At 54.7% G+C, this 744-nt stretch carries 1 protein-coding gene; it reads right to left on the bottom strand.

Features of this window, described 5'->3' with window-relative positions:
* Nucleotides 1-74: 74 nt before the first annotated feature.
* Nucleotides 75-587: a tyrosine-type recombinase/integrase gene (locus V2I08_RS20555; protein ID WP_349636590.1), complete on the bottom strand. Its 513-nt coding sequence runs from the start codon at nucleotides 585-587 to the stop codon at nucleotides 75-77.
* Between the last annotated feature and the right edge of the window lie 157 nt (nucleotides 588-744).

The raw sequence follows: 744 nt of genomic DNA, 5'->3' as shown, positions 1-744 counted from the left end.
AAATTTGTTGGTTGTCTTGCTCATAACGGATGCTCCTTCTCACAAGTTGGAGCCTCCTGGAAACCCGGGGCGCTTCAAACTGTGGTCGAAAGTAGCGCATGCCCCATCCATTTCTGGATGATGTTGGGGGGAACGCTATTGACGGCGGCTCGAATACCGAAGCCGTGGCGAAGCCCTCGGCAACAGGCCATAGGTCCTGTCACTTGCTCCTCATCAAAAAGCGCCTTCACATGTCGCCACGCCGTTACTCGGTGCATCCGCCAAATCCGCGAGCCGGATGGCGTCGGCAGCGCCAACACCATCCGGCATAGGTCTGGCGGTATAGGTACGCAACGAAAGGACAATCGACGGCGCTTGAGCGTGCGGATGGTGACGGTGTTCGCTTCCTCGTCGAAATGCTCGACCCTCAACGCCAAGGCTTCAGAGATGCGGCATCCTGAAAAAACGAGGAAAAGCACCAGCGCGCGGATGTCTGGACGACACCTATCTGCCGCTATCAATAGGCGGCGACGCTCGCGTTGATTCGCGTACTTTCTGCGGCCTGCATCGTCAAAGACTTGCCACTGCCTGTATGGCTGAAACTCCACGTAACCCTCTCATGCAACATTATGGGCAATAGGGTTGCGCAAATAAATTTTCGATTGGGTGCGATGAGTTAGAGCGAAAACTAAGTGCCTGATTCAGAAGTTTCTCAAGCGAAGCAATATCTTGCGGTTCTGCGCGTGAGCATGCGGATTGAAGCGA

Source organism: Sphingobium sp. MK2, from assembly GCF_040170545.1.
In the GTDB taxonomy this organism is placed as follows: domain Bacteria; phylum Pseudomonadota; class Alphaproteobacteria; order Sphingomonadales; family Sphingomonadaceae; genus Sphingobium.
The sequence above is the reverse complement of the archived record's forward strand: the minus strand, read 5'-3'. Positions and strand labels throughout refer to the sequence as shown.